At 56.8% G+C, this 15,725-nt stretch carries 16 protein-coding genes and 1 pseudogene; 7 read left to right on the top strand and 10 right to left on the bottom strand.

The features are described 5' to 3' along the window. Positions 1–300 precede the first annotated feature (300 nt). A protein-coding gene (locus FIU92_RS17450; protein ID WP_152459981.1) for an IS5 family transposase occupies positions 301–1,088 on the top strand; the annotation gives its coding sequence in 2 pieces (ribosomal slippage) (positions 301–637 and positions 637–1,088; 789 coding nt in all). A gap of 273 nt (positions 1,089–1,361) precedes the next feature. On the opposite strand, the gene FIU92_RS17445 is transcribed toward FIU92_RS17450, so the two are convergent. The 5 genes from FIU92_RS17445 to FIU92_RS17425 are packed head-to-tail and all read right to left on the bottom strand — an operon-like array spanning position 1,362 to position 7,318. Continuing rightward, positions 1,362–2,873, bottom strand: a complete 1,512-nt coding sequence (locus FIU92_RS17445; protein ID WP_152459980.1) for an AMP-binding protein — start codon at positions 2,871–2,873, stop codon at positions 1,362–1,364. Beyond that, positions 2,870–4,291 (bottom strand): aldehyde dehydrogenase family protein, encoded by a 1,422-nt coding sequence (locus FIU92_RS17440; protein ID WP_152459979.1) that lies wholly within the window; start codon positions 4,289–4,291, stop codon positions 2,870–2,872. Before FIU92_RS17440 ends, FIU92_RS17445 begins: the two co-directional genes overlap by 4 nt. A gap of 60 nt (positions 4,292–4,351) precedes the next feature. Continuing rightward, positions 4,352–5,311: a tripartite tricarboxylate transporter substrate binding protein gene (locus tag FIU92_RS17435; protein WP_152459978.1), complete on the bottom strand. Its 960-nt coding sequence runs from the start codon at positions 5,309–5,311 to the stop codon at positions 4,352–4,354. A gap of 43 nt (positions 5,312–5,354) precedes the next feature. After that, entirely contained in the window at positions 5,355–5,810 is a 456-nt protein-coding gene (locus FIU92_RS17430) for a tripartite tricarboxylate transporter TctB family protein (RefSeq protein ID WP_152459977.1), read from the bottom strand. Then, positions 5,807–7,318, bottom strand: coding sequence for a tripartite tricarboxylate transporter permease (locus tag FIU92_RS17425; RefSeq protein WP_152459976.1), 1,512 nt, complete (start codon positions 7,316–7,318; stop codon positions 5,807–5,809). The genes FIU92_RS17430 and FIU92_RS17425 overlap by 4 nt, the downstream gene beginning before the upstream one ends. Before the next feature lie 113 nt (positions 7,319–7,431). On the opposite strand from FIU92_RS17425, the gene FIU92_RS17420 reads away from it, so the two are divergent. From FIU92_RS17420 to FIU92_RS17405, 4 genes and pseudogenes are all read left to right on the top strand, one after another. Beyond that, complete coding sequence (locus tag FIU92_RS17420) at positions 7,432–8,463, top strand: LacI family DNA-binding transcriptional regulator (RefSeq protein ID WP_152459975.1); 1,032 nt, start codon at positions 7,432–7,434, stop codon at positions 8,461–8,463. A gap of 122 nt (positions 8,464–8,585) precedes the next feature. Continuing rightward, positions 8,586–9,266, top strand: a complete 681-nt coding sequence (locus FIU92_RS17415; protein WP_152459955.1) for an IS6 family transposase — start codon at positions 8,586–8,588, stop codon at positions 9,264–9,266. A 68-nt stretch (positions 9,267–9,334) separates the two neighbouring features. Further along, positions 9,335–9,550 (top strand): annotated as a pseudogene (locus FIU92_RS17410) (NmrA family transcriptional regulator); the annotation flags it as partial. 13 nt (positions 9,551–9,563) lie between these two features. Next, the gene (locus FIU92_RS17405) at positions 9,564–10,001 is read left to right on the top strand and encodes a DUF4345 domain-containing protein (protein WP_172978528.1); all 438 of its coding nucleotides are present in this window, start codon (positions 9,564–9,566) and stop codon (positions 9,999–10,001) included. Positions 10,002–10,091: 90 nt separating this feature from the next. Here the strand turns inward: FIU92_RS17405 and FIU92_RS17400 are convergent, their stop codons facing one another. Then, complete coding sequence (locus tag FIU92_RS17400) at positions 10,092–10,598, bottom strand: ATP-binding protein (RefSeq protein WP_152459973.1); 507 nt, start codon at positions 10,596–10,598, stop codon at positions 10,092–10,094. A gap of 9 nt (positions 10,599–10,607) precedes the next feature. Next, the gene (locus tag FIU92_RS17395) at positions 10,608–11,513 is read right to left on the bottom strand and encodes a LysR family transcriptional regulator (protein WP_172978527.1); all 906 of its coding nucleotides are present in this window, start codon (positions 11,511–11,513) and stop codon (positions 10,608–10,610) included. 97 nt (positions 11,514–11,610) lie between these two features. Here FIU92_RS17395 and FIU92_RS17390 point away from each other — a divergent pair, with 97 nt between their 5' ends. Then, positions 11,611–12,258, top strand: coding sequence for a class I SAM-dependent methyltransferase (locus FIU92_RS17390; protein WP_152459971.1), 648 nt, complete (start codon positions 11,611–11,613; stop codon positions 12,256–12,258). Positions 12,259–12,520: 262 nt separating this feature from the next. Here FIU92_RS17390 and FIU92_RS17385 read toward each other — a convergent pair whose 3' ends face one another. Both FIU92_RS17385 and FIU92_RS17380 read right to left on the bottom strand, forming a co-directional pair. Further along, positions 12,521–13,378, bottom strand: coding sequence for an SDR family oxidoreductase (locus tag FIU92_RS17385; RefSeq protein WP_152459970.1), 858 nt, complete (start codon positions 13,376–13,378; stop codon positions 12,521–12,523). Continuing rightward, a complete protein-coding gene (locus FIU92_RS17380) occupies positions 13,375–14,025 on the bottom strand; it encodes a hypothetical protein (protein ID WP_152459969.1) in 651 nt (216 codons plus the stop codon). Before FIU92_RS17380 ends, FIU92_RS17385 begins: the two co-directional genes overlap by 4 nt. A 179-nt stretch (positions 14,026–14,204) precedes the next feature. Between FIU92_RS17380 and FIU92_RS17375 the strand changes: the two genes are divergently transcribed. Next, positions 14,205–14,798, top strand: a complete 594-nt coding sequence (locus FIU92_RS17375; protein WP_172978526.1) for a TetR/AcrR family transcriptional regulator — start codon at positions 14,205–14,207, stop codon at positions 14,796–14,798. Here the strand turns inward: FIU92_RS17375 and FIU92_RS17370 are convergent. Continuing rightward, on the bottom strand, positions 14,795–15,715 hold the full coding sequence (locus tag FIU92_RS17370) for a LysR family transcriptional regulator (RefSeq protein WP_152459967.1): 921 nt from the start codon (positions 15,713–15,715) through the stop codon (positions 14,795–14,797). The genes FIU92_RS17375 and FIU92_RS17370 overlap by 4 nt on opposite strands. Positions 15,716–15,725 lie beyond the last annotated feature (10 nt).

Raw genomic sequence — 15,725 nt, 5'->3', positions numbered from 1 at the left:
TCTGAGGGTGATCGCGGTACAGCGAATTGCGAGTGTTGCGGAGGTGGCTGCGACCCAATTCCAATTTGGAGGCTTGTGGGAGTCGAGTAACTGGGCCATCCGACACAATAGATCTCAAGTGATGGCGTTTCTGGGGAGCAGGCCATTTGCACCTAATTTCACAGTAAATGCACTTGGTGACAAGCAAGCGCCACAAACGAATGATCTCACTCAAATGTCGGAATTTCGCTACATGTTTAGGTCGTGTTGACAAAAGGGATTCCCAGCGCCCGCTGATCGTGATTCAAGCCGGTATCTGCGATGGAGGCCAGCTTGGCAAGAAACCTAATGTCGGACGAGGAGTGGGCGTTCTTTGAACGGTTCATTCTTTCGATCCGTGCCCCGAACGGGCGCAAACCGATCAACCACCGCCTTGTTCTTGATGGCGTTTTCTGGATTGCACGTACAGGTGCCCCATGGCGAGACTTGCCTGAGGAGTTTGGGAAGTGGTCGAGTGTCTACCGACAGTTCCGTCGCTGGACCCTCGCGGGGCTCTGGGAACAGATTTTGGAAACCTTGACCGAAAGCAGGATCGTTCCTGATGCCCTTCAAATGGTCGACAGCACCGTGGTTCGTGCCCATCATCAGGCAGCGGGCGCAAAAGGGGGACTCCGCGACAGGGTTTTGGCCGCTCAAAAGGCGGCTTCACGACCAAGATCCACCTCCGGGTAAATGCCGCCGGGCTGCCGATGAGAACTGACATCACGCCTGGCCAGACATCGGACTATCTTGGATTTGATCGGGTCATGGACGACAACCTGCCCGAGCCAGTCGTGCTGCTAGCCGACAAAGGTTACGACGCCGACCGCATTCGCACCGACCTGCACAACCGCTGCATTCGACCGGTGATCCCAATGCGAAAGTCCCGAAAGAAGCGCGTTGGTTTGGATTGGCATCTCTACCGGCTGAGAAACCTGGTCGAGAGATGCTTCAACAAGCTGAAGAATGCTCGGCGCGTGGCAACCCGCTATGACAAAACAGCCGAAAGCTTCCTCGGCTTCGTAGATATCACTTCGATCCGCCTCTGGATCCGCCATTTGTCAACATGACCTAGATCCCTCAAAATAATCCGCTCATGCTCAAAGATCCTCTGACGTTCATGAACGCGAAGATGAGATCGGCCCATTCACCATCAAGATACACCCGTCAACAAGTCACGTGGCATCACGTAACCATTCGACCTTCGGCAGGGCGCTGAGCGGCACTATTTCTCCGGTGTTTCACTTATCTGCCCAGCGTTGAAACACGGATTGACCGTCGTCGGCTTGCTTTTTTGATTAAAGCACACGAAGAACTTTGATAACAAAAACGGTCAAGAGCGCCTAAGGCTTGGCCTTTTCGAACTTCTCGCTAACGATCTCGAGTATTCTGTTCCTTTGGATTTTCCCCGATGGACCTTTGGGAAGATCCGGCAAGATATGAACTTCGTCGGGAGATTTGAAACGGCCCAGCTTGGTTTCACAAATCTGCAATAGGGTCAGCGACGTCAGCTCGGATCCGTCCCGGATTTTGACGGCGGCCTCGACAGTTTCACCATAGCTGCGACAGGGGCGCGCAAAAGCTGCAGCTTCGACAACATCGGGATGGGAGTACAGTGCCTCGTCGATCTCACGCGGGGCGATGTTTTCCCCGCCTTTGATGATCAGTTCTTTCAGGCGACCGGTGACATAGACATACCCATCCTCATCCATACGCGCGAGGTCACCCGTACGCAGCCAGCCGTCGGCTGTAAACGTTCCTGCAGTCGCATCCGGGTTCTTGAGGTATTCAAGCATGACATTAGGTCCGCGTATGACCAGTTCACCCTCGGTCCCATGTGGAACCGGTTGCTGGTTTAGGTCTAGAATCGCGGCGTCATTTCCAAACGCAACACCTGGTGAGCCGATCTTACGCACGCCCGGCGGAAGGGGGTTCGACAGGATCTGCGCTGCGGTTTCCGTAAGCCCCATCGTTTCGACAATGGGAACCTCGAACCGCTCTTCAAATGCGCGTTGCACATCAGGGGCCAGCGCGGAGGACGCGGACCGCCCGAACCGCAACTGCTGTCGCGTCTGGGCATCCGGGTTGGTGTCGGAATGCAGCAGATGAGAGATGATGGTCGGGACCACCGAAAACCACGTCGCCTGCGTTTTCCGGACGTTGTCCCAGAACCGGCTGGCCGAAAACCGTTCGCACATGGCCAGCGATCCGCCCGAGACGAGCGTTCCCATCACAGTCACGCAAAGCCCGTTGATGTGGTAGATCGGCAAAACGCAAAAGCCACGGTCCACGTCTGACAGCTCGTGCGCGACGGCGGTGGTCCAGCCGCCAGCCAACAGGCTGGAATGGGTGTGAACGACACCTTTGGGACGGCCGGTCGTGCCTGACGTGTACATGAGCAGGGCGTGATCGTCAGGCATCAGGTCATAAAGCTCGGCAGTGGCGTCACCGGCGTCGGTGACTTGCAAAGCCGTGGTTGCTGATGGGTCGGCGGTTCGGTCAAACAACGCGTTTTGATCCGGGTGCACAAAGGCAAAGCGCGCGCCGCTGTGTTCAAGTGCGTAGGCCACGGCACTGTCGCCCGCAACAAGATTGATCATGGTTGCCCGGAACCCACCACACAGAACGCCGAACAAAGCAATCAGCGCCTCGCGGCAGTTGGGATACACTAGGGCGACGCTTTCACCTTTTTGCACGCCTAGCTGGGTCAACATGCTTGCCACGTTTCGGGACGAGTTGCGCAGTTCCGCCCAGCTTAGATTCGGCGCGCCATCGGGGAACACAAACCCGGTTCCGCCCTGATCAGCCCTCTGGTCCAGCCAGTCGCGGACTGTGCCTTTTGGCGGTTCCATCATTGCCCGGCCTCCTGCCAATACGCACCGAAAACATCCTCTAGCGCGGGTTCGCGGGGGGCTATTTCACGCACGATTTTGGTGGTTTGGACAAAGTGCCGCCAATGCAGGTTGGTATCGATTGAGTTTCCGCCCCAGCTGCCGCATCCCATAGAAAGCGAAAAGGGCATGCCATTGTTAAAGCTGCCACCGGTGGCAAATGTATGCGCCTGATTGACTATGACCCTGCAGGTCGGCAGCTCGCGACCAAGCTCGACCGCGCGCGCGTCGTCGCTGGTGTGAATGCCGACCGAATGCCCGGCCCCCTGATGGGCCAGAACGCGCGCTGCGGTGGCTTTAGCGGCGGCATAGTCCGAGGCACGGTACAGGGCCAGAACCCGGCTTAGCTTCTCCCCGGACAGGGGGTGATCGGGGCCAATCCCGTCGGTTTCAACCGCCAGAAACTTGGTGCCTTCGGGGACTTTCCCGGCCACCCCCAGCGCCTCAAGCATCTTGTCGGCGTCCTGAGCGATGGCTGACCGGTTGAGGTGCCCGTCCGGCCAAAGCCGCAAAACGATCCCTGCTTCGTCAGAGGCCGGAACCAGCGCGCCGCCCTCGGCAGTCATCGCAGTGACAAAATCGTCATAGACCGCGTCCACCACAACGACGGCATTTTCGGACGAGCAGGAGGTCGCGTTGTCGAAACACTTCGAGGCCGTGATCTTGGCCGCTGCGGCCTGCAGATCGGCAGTCTCGTCGACAATCACCGTGACATTGCCAGCCCCAACGGCCACCGCCGGCGTACCGCAGGATTGTGCGCGATGAACATTGTTTTGGCTGCCGGTGCAGATCACCCGGTCAACAGCCTCCATCAACCGTTGTGTCTTGGCCTTTGACCCGGGCGCAGGCAGCATCAGCACCAGATCGCGATTAAGCCCAAGCTTGTCGAATTCGGCATGAATGTAGTCAAGCAGCATTTCGCAGGACGCAACACCTTTGGGGGACGGCGCCACCACGATGGCATTGCCGCCCTTGAGTGCGTTGATGATGTTGTTGGCCGGCGTCGCGGCAGGGTTGGTCGACGGCACAACCGCACCAATCACGCCGATGGCGCGCGCGATCTCGGTGATACCTGTTGCCGGATCATCGCTGATAATCCCGTGCGTATTGGCGTCGGCTATATCGCGCAGCAACCCGAGCGTCTTGCGGTGGTTCTTGGTGATCTTGTCGGGCACGTTACCCAGGCCGGTGGTTTCCACGGCCAGTTCGGCAAGGGCCCGGTTGCGTTCCGGTTCCATGATGGCCCATCCCGCTGCAAGTGCCGCTTTGTCATATAGCGCCTGACTACCACTGGCTTCGAAAGCAGACTGAGCGGCACGCGCCCGTTCGACGATCCGGTCCACTTCGGCAATTTCGGGGGCAATCCCGTCCTGAGCGTTCATCTTGGTCCTCGATAGATTGACCGGGGCGGACCTGTTCCGCCCCGTTTTAGAATGTCCGGGTCAGAGACCGGCCAGCAGTTCGTTCAGTGTTTGTTGACGCTGGCCCCACATCTCTATCACCTCGTCACGGGTCATGATGTGCATGGGCGACCCGCCGGCCTCCATCTTCTTGGCGACACGCGAATTGGCAAACATCTCAGGTACTGTCGCGGCCAGCTTTTCAATCACTTCGGGCGGTGTTCCTTTTGGCACCATCACACCCCGGAAATTGACCGACGAGTTGTCCACGTCCAGCCCCTGTTCCATCATCGTTGGAACATCCGGCAGGAACGCGTTGCGTTCAAGATCGGCGACACCCAGAATTTTGACATTGCCCGCTTCCTGCGCGCGGAATGCGTCGGACAGGTTGTTGATGCCGCCCATAACCTCACCGGCAATCACGGCCTTCATGGCCGCCGCGCCGCCACCCTTGGTCGGGATATAGGCCATCTTGGTTCCGGCTGCCTTGTCGATTTGCAGCGCCGCGATGTGGTGGCCCACAAACAATCCGGCACCGGATACCGTCAGCTTGCCCGGGTTTTCCTTGGCATAGGCAATGACATCCTGCATCGAGTTGAACGGGCTGTCGGCGCCCACGACAAATACCGCCGGATCCGCACCCCAGTTCGCGATAGGTTCGAAACTGTCGGTCGAATATTCCACGCCACCCTTGATAGACTGGGCGATGAAATGCGGAACATTGTAGGCCGCCAGCGTATAGCCGTCTGCATCCGCCTGCGTGGCGAACCAGTTCCAGCCCACGCGGCCACCCGCGCCGGGCTTGTTGATGATGGCGATGGGCATTCCCAGCGCGTCCTCGTTTCCGGCGGTCATGGTCACGATCCGCGCCTGGAAGTCCGTCGCGCCGCCAGCCCCGTAGCTGACCATCATCATGATCGGCCGTTCGGGATAGTCCTCGGCCGCCGCCGCACCCGTCAGGCTCATGAGGGCCAAAGCCGCCCCGGCTATCAATCGTTTCATTTTGCGTTTCCTCCCTGATTAGGTTCTTCCGCTGTTTGCGCGGTCAGAACAGAATTTCCCTTGGCGTGTAGACGTTCAGAAGCATGGAAAAGAGGCCGTACATCACCGCCACGAAGACGCCCGTGATGATCCCGCGCCGGATCCAGCTTTTGACGTCCGAATGCGGCGCCGGGTCATAGATCGACAGCAGGATGAAGAAGGCGATTGTCGTCGCGGTGTAAAAGCCCAGCGACTTGGCCGCCCAGAACACATAGATCAGCGTCACGATAAGACCCGGCAGCATGTTGACAAACATCGTGCGCGTGACGCCGTTGCCAACCTTGGACAATCCCATGACTGCCTTGCCGAACGTCCATCCGGCCAGAACCACAAAAACGGTTGCGATCAGACGCGGGAACAGGAACGCCTCGACCGGTTGCTGGGTGTAGCTGACCCAGGTCACCCAAAGGCCGACCGCAAAGACAAGACCTGATCCGAATACATGCTGCGAACGGTTCATGCCTGTGCCTCCTCTTTGGTGGTGTAGCGACGGTGACGCAGCTCCATCCAAACCGAATAAGCGACCGAGGCCAGCACAATGGCGATCAGGAACAGGTTCAACCCGCCACTCAGGAAGTATGCGGCCTTGCCCACGGTGGCGTCAGCAATCATTCCGCCCTGAATGAAGTTGGCTTCGGCGATGGGTCCCAGGATCAGGCCCAAAACCAGTGGCGCCGCGGAGAAGCCGAACCGTTCCAGAAAGAACATGCCTATCCCCAGGCAGGCCATGACATAGACGTCACCCATCGAACCCTGAACCGAGTATGCTCCGAAAACGGACAGCGCCAGGACGATTGCAGCCATCACCGATTGCGGCACCTGCGCGACACGGGCCGCAAGACCGGCAACGTAAAGGCCAAAGATGCACATCAGTACCTGCCCGATCAGCATCGAGTTGATGAAGGTCCATGCCACGTCCGGGTGGTTGTCGAACAGGTCTGATCCCGGGAAGATGCCGTGGATCAGCAATCCGCCCAGCAGCACCGCAGCGGTGGGGCTTCCGGGGATCGAAAGGGTCAGCAGCGGCACCAGAGACGGGCCGACCATGGCATTGTTGGCGGATTCCGCGGCAATGACGCCCTCGGAATGACCGGTGCCGAACTTGTCTTTTTCGGATGAGAACTTCTTGGTCTGGTCATAGGCCACAAGGCCCGCGATCTGCCCACCGACACCCGGGATCAGGCCGATGATCGAACCTGTCAGGGTTCCGATGCTCAGGGCCCGCGTGCGGCTGAACAGCTCCCGGAAGGCGGCCATTATCGAGTGGCGCTGCACCTCGATGACCTCGGCTCCGGCGTTGTGGCGACCTTTGGCGAACATCGTCAGAACCTGCGGAATTGCGAAAAGTCCGATCAGGGCGGCAATGATGTTGATACCTCCGCCCAAGGCGGGATGAAAAATGAACCGCTGCGCGCCCATGATGTCGTCGAAGCCGATGGTCGCAAGCCACAGCCCGATGCAACCCGACAGCAACCCTTTGACAACCGACGCGGAATCCAGCGTTCCGATCACCGTTACACCCAGAATGGCCAGCCAGAACAGGTGCGACGGACCAAAGGCCAGCGCCCATTTCGCCAGAACCGGTGTCAGGAAGATCAGAAGCAAAACGCCAAAAATGCCACCCACGGCCGAGGCCAGAAAGGACAATTGCAGCGCCCGCGCACCCTGTCCCTGTTTCGCCATGGTGTGCCCGTCCAGCGTCGTGGCGATATTGGCAGGCGCTCCGGGGATTTTCAGCAAAATGGCGCTGACCGCGCCGCCCGCAACAGTCGAGGTATAGGCAGCGCCTAGCAGGATCAGGCCCTGCGCGGCCTCAAGCTGGAAGGTGAACGGGATCAGCAATGCAACCGCCATCGTGGGTGACAGGCCCGGCGTCGCCCCAAGGATCAACCCGCCTATCGTGCCACCCAAAAGCAACAGGAACGAGAGCGGCGTGAACACATCTCCGAAGTAGTAAATGAATTCCATTCAGGGCCTCCCAACCCGTCGGTTCACACTTTTACTTTTGTTGACAAATCAGGTTAGGCGATGAAAATAGTATTGCAAATGTTTTCATAAAATCGACTGTGCGAGAGGGTTTTATGGCTAAATTTCAGAAGGATAAGGTGGATATCGTGGCCGTTGCAAAGGCCGCTAAAGTTTCACCCTCGACCGTTTCCCGCACCTTCAACCACCCCAATCTGGTCAACCCTGCGACTCGGAAAAAGATCAACCGGGCCGTTCAGCGATTGGGCTACATCCGCAACCGCGCGGCTCAGACGATGCATGGAAAACGGTCAGGCACGATCGGCCTAGTGGTGCCAACAATCAATCACGCCATTTTTGCCGAAGTCATTCAGGCCTTTTCAGATTCCATTGACAGTGCCGGGTTTACCCTTTTGCTGGCATCACACGGTTATAATCTCGACCGAGAATACGCGATGGTCCGCAAGCTGCTGGAGCATCGGATTGACGGGGTGGCGCTGGTAGGGCTGGAGCATTCCAAAGCCACTGTTCAGTTGATCAAGCAGCAGAGAACACCGGCGCTCGCTATATGGAACTACTCAAATGACAGCCCGCTGCCGTGTGTCGGAGCCGACAATCGCTTGGCCGGGCGCCTTGCGGCAGAACACCTGCTTGCATTGGAGCACCGTGACATTGGGCTGATCTTTCCCAAAACCACAGACAATGACCGGGCGCATAATCGTCTTTCTGCCGTACGTGACGCGCTTTATGAAAAGGGTATTTCCATTCCGAATGAACGTGATTCTGAAGCCCCATACAGCATATCTCAGGCTAAGCAGGCGGCCACATCTCTTCTGACTGAACGTATTCGCCCTACCGCTTTACTTTGCGGAAACGACGTCATCGCACAGGGCGCTTTGTTTGCGGCCCAAAACCTCGGCTTGAAGGTTCCTAATGACCTGTCAATCATCGGTATTGGAGATTTCAAGGGGTCCGCGGATGTTGAGCCAGGGCTCACCACAATTCGCATTCCGGCAGAAACCATTGGACAACTCGCCGGCGAAAGATTCACCAAATACATTACGTCAGACGATTCAGAACACTTCAGACTCTGCTGCGAATTGGAGTGCATCGTCAGAGGAACAACAGGTCCGGTGCCGACGTGCTAAGGCATCCGCTTTTGACCTGAAACATATCCCAAACTAGGGGATCTGTTGCAAACTTTTGGCTGTTGACGAGGTCAGATGCTGCGGGTGAATGACTTTCGGTAAAATCAGTCGAAAGTCAGTTCATGGTTTCCTTCAAAGGCGCGCAATATCCGAAGGATGTGATCCTGTTCGCGGTGTTTTTCTATGTCCGATACGGTGTGTCTTACCGGGATCTGGAAGAAATCATGGCCGAGCGCGGTGTTTCAGTGGACCACACCACGCTGAACCGGTGGGTAACACGGTATTCTGGTGCAATCGCTGAGGCAGCACGTCGCCGCAAAGGGCCTTGTAATCGTTCGTGGAGAATGGACGAAACTTACATCAAAGTTAAAGGCGCGTGGGTTTACCTCTATCGAGCTGTCGACAAGCACGGCAAGACCCTTGATTTCATGCTTTCGCGACGTCGCAACAAACCAGCCGCCACCAAGTTCTTCGCCAGGATGTTGGAGATCAATGGGTTGCCGAAGAAGATTGTGATCGACAAGAGCGGTGCCAACACCGCCGGCATCAAGGCCATCAACAAAATGCTCAAAAGCTTTGGCTGCCCGATCCCAATTGAGATGGTGAGGCGGAAATACTTGAACAATATCGTGGAACAGGACCACCGTTTCATCAAGAGACGCACTCGGCCAATGCTGGGGTTCAAGGCCTTTGCTTCAGCGGCGGCAACGCTTGACGGAATAGAAGTGGCGCACATGATCCGCAAGGGTCAAATCACGCCCGGACTCTGCCCATTTCAGCAGTTTGCTGAGCTCGCCACCTGACTCACAAGCGATTGCCGAAACAACTCAACGGGCTCAAATCTTTGCAACAAAACCGGACGGTGCAGTACGTGCCGATTTCCTTTGAAGCCTTCCATGCGGAAGTCAAAACCGCGAATGGTGAGATGATCGCGGATGTCATCACGGACATTGCACGGGAAACGCTTGATGGACGCAATGCGAACCTCGCAGACGGTGTCCAGCGCGCGCTCGGCCGCACGCCTCGCGACTTTGCTGAATTTGCAGAAAAAGCCGCGATGTCAGGGGCATGGACCAAAGCCGCTTGAGGCAAGCCAGCAAATGATGGAGACGATCATGACAATTGACTTCAAATACAGACTTGTCCTTGGCTTTTCCGGTTTAGTGGCAGCCAGCATTGGTCTGGCGATCACACTTGATCCGCAGGCCTTCTACACCGGCTACGGCATAGCATTGACGCCGCAGCCAAACCTCATGAGCGAATTGCGCGCACCTGCAGCCAATCTCGCAGCACTTGGCCTGATCATACTGGCGGGTGCTCTTAACAAGAATTTGGCGCGCTCAGCTGCTTTGCTTGGAACAACCGTTTTCTCGGCTTTTGCCGTGGGGCGCATAATCAGTCTGGTCCTTGATGGTCGGCCATCTGCCGGCGTTCTGGCTGCGCTCGGGATAGAGGTTGTTCTTGCGCTGTTGTGTGCGTGGGTCGTGGTCCAAGAGAGGCGAAAGAAAGCAGGGAACATACCTCAAGTTACGGCATAGCCTGACGAACTACACCACTGATCTTGGGTATACGGCCATCCGCTACTGGCGACCGGGTGGCCGCATCATTCTCTGTGCGGCGGGGTGAATTCACTTGAGCCCGGATTTCGGGGGGTGAGTTATGATTTGAAACCCTTCGTCAGGTGACGGAGGAACAAAATGCCGCGCGATACGCCGAAACTGATCATCGGTTGTGGCAAAGGCATGGGCGCCTTCTTTGTTGCGCCCGTGCAGCCTGTCCAGACAGACCTCGTCCGGCACATCCAGAAAATGGAGTATCTGCGCCGCCCCTGTACCTTTGATCAGCCCACGCGCCCACCTTCGGTTTTCGAGAGTATTTGCCGGGAAATCGAGGACGACCGAAACCCCGGCGACAAGCATTGATGTTACATGTGGGCCCATGATCTGACCAAGTTTTGATGCGCATCTCACATAGTCCTGTAGTGAAGACATCTCGTCACCAAACAGGGCGCTCAGCCATTGATCTTCGGATATGAGAACTGCTAAATTGTGGCGCGACAGTTCCGCCGCCAGAGTGGATTTACCGGAAGCGACTTTACCGCACAGCAAGTGGAGTGTTGGGACCGCGTGTGACATTGAGCCTTCCTATGTGTTTCTACTTGTCTGATCGCCTAGCCGCTCCGCAAGCTGGTCGAACACCAGTCGGATCCGCTTTGCGGTGTGCAATTCCGAGTGCGTGGCTAGCCAAATCGGAAACTTGAAGGGCTCGCGGTCTGGCAAGACTCTCTCAATACCGGGTGTTAATGCGGCTATATCATCCGACATCACACTGACACCAAATCCGTGACGCACCATCTCCCACGAAACGATCCCGCTTTGCGAACCGATCCGGAAGTTCTGCCTTGTGACGTCAATGCCAGCTGGATTTAGAAAGCCGATCATTGTGTCCACATCTCCAAACCCCACGAAGTCCAGTTTGGCGAGGTCGTCTGCGTTTTTGGGACGCCCAACCTGGTCAAGATACGAAGGTGCCGCATAAAAGTTTGCTGTCGCCTCTGCCACAAGTCTTGCAATCAAATCTGGTTGCGTCGGGCGTACATGTCTGATGGCAATATCGGCTTCACGCCGCTGAATATCACGTATATCATTTGCAGCGACAACATCGATCTCAAGACGTGGCGCCGCAAGCCTGATCTGCTTCAGGATCGGCGGTAACTGAAACGCTGACATCACGTCGGACGCGGTTATCCTGACTTGCCCTTCGATAGCTTGTGACTGGCTTGTCGCGGTCAGTGAGATCCTGCTCGCAACATCTGCCATTTCCCGGACGTGCAACAAAAGCTCGGTGCCGGCAGCTGTCAGTTTCAGCGATTTACCAACCCGTTCAAACAAGGTGATGCCGAGTGACTGCTCCAGGTTGGCAACCTGGCGACCTACTGTAGGCTGAGTTTGCTCAAGCACACGTGCCGCCGCGGAAAACGAGCCTTCTTCCGCGGTCGCGAGAAAAGACCGCACCTGGTTCCAGTCGAAGTTGATGGCCTTCCAATTCATGCATTTATGCATAACAATTCTGCGAACTTTGGCAATTCCATAAGGCCGCGTTTGAAAGTATCGGGTGCATCAACCACCTATTAAAGCGAGAAATACAATGGCTACTTTGTCCAAGGACGCCGCATTCTGGAGCAAGATATCGCGCAAGTACGCTGCTGATCCTATCCGGAACATGGAAGGATACCTGAACACGCTCGAGCGCACGAAGTCTTATCTTAAAGCGGAAGACAACGTGTTGGAAATTGGCTGTGGGACGGGTTCAACGGCGCTTCTACTTGCGCCGCACGTTGCCCATGTTACCGCGACGGATCTTGCGTTAGGTATGATCGAGATTGCCAATGAAAAGCGCGCGGAAGAAGGCCTGGAAAACGTAACATTCAAAGTGGCTGAAGTTCTGGAGCATCAAATTGATGAGGGATCGTATGATGCGATCCTGGCACACAACCTGCTTCATCTCGTGCCTGACCTCGAAGATGCGCTCGCGCATATATTTTCATTGACGAAGCCCGGTGGGGTTTTCATTTCGAAAACTGTATGCGCTCCGAAGAACGGCGGCTTCAAATACGCGATGATCCGTCGGATCGCGATCCCGATCATGCAAGCTCTTGGGAAAGCGCCCTTTGTCAACTTTATCTCCGCGCAACAACTCGAACGGAAAATTGTCAACACCGGCTTCGAGGTAATAGAGACCTCGGATCAGGCCGGAATGCTGCCTAGTCGATATGTCGTCGCGAAAAAGCACTGAGAAAACCGCGTGCAAAATCACGTCTTTCGGAAAATGCGCACCCTTAAACGAGATCGTCACGGCCTGCTCCTGTCATATTCCAGCCCGCGTTAACAGAACTGCGTTCGATCTGACAGGTGGGGACGGAGTTCGCGACAGAACCCTCGGCGAATTAATAGTCTGGCAGATGCGGGTCTACGAGCATGGCGAACTCTCCGAAAGTGTATTGGGCGAACCAGTCAGGCAGAATATACGACCCCACAAAAAAATCGGGCACATGCCGTCATTGTTCTTCCGCGACAAGTGCATTGAAATGGTCCGCAATGTGTTCGATTCCGGTCGGCTCGCCAACCATTTCGTGCCCCATCGCCGACAGGAAAAACAGAGCTGGCCCGTGTACGTGAGCGGGCGTCACCCATGGCAGAATCTTCAGGGCCAGTCTGCGGGTCAAATCCGGCAGGTAGGTGATTTTCGCAGGTTGCCCCAGCGCTGCAAACGCGGCCTCGGCCAGTTCTGTCTGGGTAAAGATGTCCGGGCCTCCGACCGGGACAAATGTGCGCCCCTCCTCAATGGCCGACATGACGACCCTGGCCAGATCGGAACCGTCAATCGGGTTGAGCCTTAAGTGCCCGGTTCCGAACAGCCAGACACGGCCGGACTTAGCCATATTCAGAAAATCCGCCATGTCGGAAAAGAATCCTGACGGTGCGACAATAGTGGATGTGATGGGCGCGGCGTCCAGACGATCCGCAAATGCCTGCTTTGCGGCCACAAGCGGAACGTCCGGCATCTTGTCGGCGTTCAGCACGTGAATATAGGCGAAATGACCGACCTTGGCTGCAAGGGCTTCTTCAAGCAGATTTACGTTGGCCTGATAGTCGACCTCTTCATACGTCAGACCGTCGCGCTGTCGTGTAATGCCCAGCGAAGAAATCACCAGATCGACGCCATCCATGGCGCCGCGCAGCGTCTCGGGCCGGGTGGCCTCGCCTACGAAATACTCGCTGGCGTCCAGTCCGGAGACACGCGCCTGTTCACTGTTTCGGACCAGGGCACGGACATGCCAGCCGCTGGACAGGTACAGTTTCGCAATATGTCGACCGAGATATCCGGTCGCCCCGGCAATGAACACGGTTTTCATTTGCGCGCTCTTTCTCTTGGGTCTGAAGGCGCGCGGGGTGCATAGGGCTCTTCCTGAACCGCGTGACCCATGACCATCTTGATGAAAAGGCAGGGAATGAACCATTCCAGTCCATCGCCCAGTGACAGAAAATTGTATTCGGCGATCACCGCGACGACGGTGAACAGCGTTGCAAACGGCCGGCGCAGGTAAAGCGGCACGGCCAGCACAAGCCAGACGGAACCCTGCAGCGCCAGATACCAGATGACCGCGTTGGGTACGGATCCGCCCAATAGAGCCGCGGCTACAATGGGGTGAATGTGGATCGCGGTGAACAAATGCACGTTCTTTGCCGCCCGAACAAAGGCACCTTCGCCGGGGACGGCCCTGCTGTGATAAAACCGTTTGCAGGAATTGAGCATGTTCGCGACCGCGCCGCCGCCGATGTCATATGCAAAGAACACGAAAACGGCCCATTGCCAGAGTTTGTCAAACGGTGGGCTGCCCATGTACGTGCTGATCACGAGCAAAGCCGTGATCAGGCCTGCGCCACCATATCCCAACCAGCGTTCCGCGCGGGTCGCGCTACTGCCGACAAGCGGATCGGTTGGCCCGTCATAGCTCCAGCAGACTTCCGCACCTGCGTCGTTCATCGGTTCGACCCGCATCGTTCTCTCCATCTATCTCTGGCCATACGGAACAGACCTGCCCTGATCATTGGTGGCTTGTCTCTTTCGTAGACCGAATCGTTTATGACCGGACGGTCAGTCATATACATCTTGTTATGACTGGACGTCCAGTCATAAATCAGCGAAACTACACCCCGAAGGTTATTGAAAGCAGATCCATGCCAAAGATTGTCGACCGTGAAGAGATGCAAAACGGTATTCTGGATGCCGCAATGCAGGTCTATGCGCAAAAAGGCTACCACGCCGCAACCATTGCCGATATTGCCGAGGCCGCAGGGCTCGGAAAGGGCACGCTTTATCTGTATTTCAGGAACAAGGACGCCATCGCAGGGGCAATGGTAGATCGCTATTTCAAATCCATCGAGACGCGGTTGACCGAAGCTGAAGCCCCAACGACCCTTGCGGACTTTGCAGACACACTCTCAAACGCAATGAATGTGCAAACCGAACAGGCCCGGTTTATCCGCGTGTTTTTTGAAATCTTTGGACCAAGCTTTGCCTCCGATGTCTTCAGCGCCAAGGTCGCCGCGTTTTTTGACAGCCTCGGCGCATTCTACACAAATCAGATCCGGCAGCTTCAGGTAGCAGGCGAGATACGTGCCGAGGCGGATGCAGACGACCTGGGACGCGCGTTTGCCAGCATCGTGGACGGCATGATCCTGCACAAGGGGCTGTTCAGCATGTCTGATGCGCGCCACTCAAGATTGCAGAAACAGACAATCGAGATACTCATTCGCGGCCTGCGCCCCTAAAGCGGGCCTGCATCCATATCCCAATAGGGCACGTCTTGCCCGACGCGCTCCACAACGAAATCCAGAAACGCCCGAACTTTCGCAGGCATGTGTTTTCGTTCGGGGAAGACGGCGTACAGCGCCTGCTCGGGCAGGCGATAGTTGGACAGCACCCTGACCAGACGGCCATTGGTCAGGTGGGCCCCGGCAATAAAGGTCGGCAGGCGACCGATGCCAAGCCCGTCAAGCAGCGCGGTGCACAGGGCCTCACTGTTGTTCACGCGCAGAACGCCGGACGTCTGAACCCGCACGTCGCCCTCGGGACCGGCCAAGCGCCATTCCGAAGAGTCGCGCGAATAGGCGTAGTGAAGGCAGGTGTGTGTCAGAAGATCCTCAGGTGTTTCTGGCGTTCCGGACTGCGCAAGATAGTCCGGCGCAGCGACGATCACGCTGTGGATCGGAGCAAGTTTGCGTGCGATCAGGGCCGAGTCCGGCAAGGTTCCGGCACGTAAGGCGACGTCGATGCCTCCTTCAACAAGGTCGACAAATTTGTCGTCCATCGTGAGATCTAGTCTGATCCCTGGATATTGCCTGAGAAATGCGGCGATCAGCGGAGCAACGTGCAATTGCCCGAAAGACATGGGTGTGCTGAGCCGGAGTAATCCAACCGGTTGCCCCTGCAACGCCGCAATCGCGTCTTCGGCGTCCTGCGCTGCGGTAAGCGCCTGCGCCGCATGGGCCAGATAGATCTCACCCGCCTCGGTAAGTGAGATGGACCGCGTCGACCGATGAAAGAGCTGCGTTCCCAGATGTGCCTCTAGTACACCGATCCGCTTGCTGATGGCTGATTTCGTCAGACCCAGATGCCGGGCGGCGGCTGCGAACCCGCCATGGTCCGCCACAGCAACAAAAACGGGGATTGCGCCAATTTCAGTCATGTTTCGCTTC

Source organism: Ruegeria sp. THAF33 (genome assembly GCF_009363615.1).
Classification (GTDB): domain Bacteria; phylum Pseudomonadota; class Alphaproteobacteria; order Rhodobacterales; family Rhodobacteraceae; genus Ruegeria.
Note: the sequence above shows the minus strand (reverse complement) of the source record. Positions and strands in the feature narration are given on the sequence as shown.

Excerpts from the sequence above, each read along its gene's own strand:
- FIU92_RS17445 (WP_152459980.1), bottom strand. The coding sequence starts at position 2,873 with ATGATGGAACCGCCAAAAGGCACAGTCCGCGACTGGCTGGACCAGAGG.
- FIU92_RS17440 (WP_152459979.1), bottom strand. The coding sequence starts at position 4,291 with ATGAACGCTCAGGACGGGATTGCCCCCGAAATTGCCGAAGTGGACCGG.
- FIU92_RS17435 (WP_152459978.1), bottom strand. The coding sequence starts at position 5,311 with ATGAAACGATTGATAGCCGGGGCGGCTTTGGCCCTCATGAGCCTGACG.
- FIU92_RS17430 (WP_152459977.1), bottom strand. The coding sequence starts at position 5,810 with ATGAACCGTTCGCAGCATGTATTCGGATCAGGTCTTGTCTTTGCGGTC.
- FIU92_RS17425 (WP_152459976.1), bottom strand. The coding sequence starts at position 7,318 with ATGGAATTCATTTACTACTTCGGAGATGTGTTCACGCCGCTCTCGTTC.
- FIU92_RS17420 (WP_152459975.1), top strand. The coding sequence starts at position 7,432 with ATGGCTAAATTTCAGAAGGATAAGGTGGATATCGTGGCCGTTGCAAAG.
- FIU92_RS17415 (WP_152459955.1), top strand. The coding sequence starts at position 8,586 with ATGGTTTCCTTCAAAGGCGCGCAATATCCGAAGGATGTGATCCTGTTC.
- FIU92_RS17405 (WP_172978528.1), top strand. The coding sequence starts at position 9,564 with ATGATGGAGACGATCATGACAATTGACTTCAAATACAGACTTGTCCTT.
- FIU92_RS17400 (WP_152459973.1), bottom strand. The coding sequence starts at position 10,598 with ATGTCACACGCGGTCCCAACACTCCACTTGCTGTGCGGTAAAGTCGCT.
- FIU92_RS17395 (WP_172978527.1), bottom strand. The coding sequence starts at position 11,513 with ATGAATTGGAAGGCCATCAACTTCGACTGGAACCAGGTGCGGTCTTTT.
- FIU92_RS17390 (WP_152459971.1), top strand. The coding sequence starts at position 11,611 with ATGGCTACTTTGTCCAAGGACGCCGCATTCTGGAGCAAGATATCGCGC.
- FIU92_RS17385 (WP_152459970.1), bottom strand. The coding sequence starts at position 13,378 with ATGAAAACCGTGTTCATTGCCGGGGCGACCGGATATCTCGGTCGACAT.
- FIU92_RS17380 (WP_152459969.1), bottom strand. The coding sequence starts at position 14,025 with ATGCGGGTCGAACCGATGAACGACGCAGGTGCGGAAGTCTGCTGGAGC.
- FIU92_RS17375 (WP_172978526.1), top strand. The coding sequence starts at position 14,205 with ATGCCAAAGATTGTCGACCGTGAAGAGATGCAAAACGGTATTCTGGAT.
- FIU92_RS17370 (WP_152459967.1), bottom strand. The coding sequence starts at position 15,715 with ATGACTGAAATTGGCGCAATCCCCGTTTTTGTTGCTGTGGCGGACCAT.